2 protein-coding genes are annotated in these 1,212 nt (G+C 68.1%); both read left to right on the top strand.

Annotated elements, in window-relative coordinates; all coding sequences use genetic code 11:
* Nucleotides 1-194 (top strand): DUF2271 domain-containing protein (locus tag DBR34_RS12980; protein ID WP_128097099.1); only part of this gene is annotated, 194 nt, incomplete at its 5' end.
* A 123-nt stretch (nucleotides 195-317) separates the two neighbouring features.
* Entirely contained in the window at nucleotides 318-1,124 is an 807-nt protein-coding gene (locus tag DBR34_RS12975) for a DUF4198 domain-containing protein (protein ID WP_128097098.1), read from the top strand.
* Nucleotides 1,125-1,212 lie beyond the last annotated feature (88 nt).

Genomic DNA, 1,212 nt, shown 5'->3' with positions numbered 1-1,212 from the left:
CGTTCAACGACAAGCAGCCCGCGCTGAAGGCCCTGGCCCCCGGCAACTACACCCTCGTGGTCGAAGCCGTGCGCGAAGTCGGTGGCCGCGAACTGCTCAAAATCCCCTTCACCTGGCCGGTCACCGCCGTCCAGAACGGCAAGGCGCAGGGCGCCACCGAACTCGGCCTGGTCACCCTCAGCGCCAAACCGTGACCTTCCGCCCGCCTTCGCTGGCGGGCACACCGCATCCCCGCACCGCCGCGTAGCATCGGCGGTCGGACCGTTCCCCGTTCACCAGGCATGTCCCTCGCACCTGCCCCCTACATGGAGTTGTTGATGAAGCGCTCGCTCGTCCTAGCCGCCGCCCTGGCCGCCGCACTTCCGTTCTCCGCCCTGGCCCACAAGGCCTGGCTGCAGCCCTCGCAGACCGTCGTTGCCGGCGAGAAGCCGTGGATCACCGTCGATGCGGCCGTGTCCAACGACCTCTTCTACTTCAACCACGTGCCGCTGCGCCTGGACAACCTCATCATCACCGCCCCGGACGGCAGCCTGGTGCAGCCGCAGAACGCGGCCACCGGCAAGTTCCGCAGCGTGTTCGATGTCGAGCTCACCCAGCAGGGCACCTACCGCCTGGCCACCGTCAACAACGGCCTGTCGGCCAGCTGGGAAGAAGACGGCAAGCCCAAGCGCTGGCGCGGCACCCCCGCCACGTTCGCCACCGAAGTGCCGAAGAAGGCCAAGAAGCTGCAGGTCTCGCAGTCGGTTGGCCGGGTGGAAACCTTCGTCACCAACGGCACCCCGAACGACACCGCGCTGAAGCCGACCCGGCAGGGCATCGAAATGATCGCGCTGGGCCATCCCAATGACCTGGTCGCCGGCGAAGCGGCCCGCTTCCGCGTGCTGGTCGACGGCAAGCCGCGCGCCGGCCTGGCGTTCGAGATCACCCGCGGCGGCACGCGCTACCGCAACGCCCAGGACGAGATCAAGGTCACCAGCGACAAGAAGGGCGAGTTCAGCGTCACCTGGCCCGAGGCCGGCATGTACTGGCTGGAAACCGGCAGCGAGGACAAGAAGACCTCGCTCAAGCAGGCCAAGACCCGCCGCCTGAGCTATGTGGCCACCCTCGAAGTGCTGCCGCAGTAACACCCCGCGCAGTTCCGCTTGAGGCCGCATCTGCGGCACGCCCCCTCCCCGGTGGAGGGGGCCTTTACCAGGATCGATGAGGGTGCGG

Origin of the sequence: Stenotrophomonas sp. HMWF003, assembly GCF_003061285.1 — a bacterium.
GTDB classification, from domain to species: Bacteria; Pseudomonadota; Gammaproteobacteria; order Xanthomonadales; family Xanthomonadaceae; genus Stenotrophomonas; species Stenotrophomonas maltophilia_AP.
This window is presented reverse-complemented; position numbering and strand designations above follow the sequence as displayed.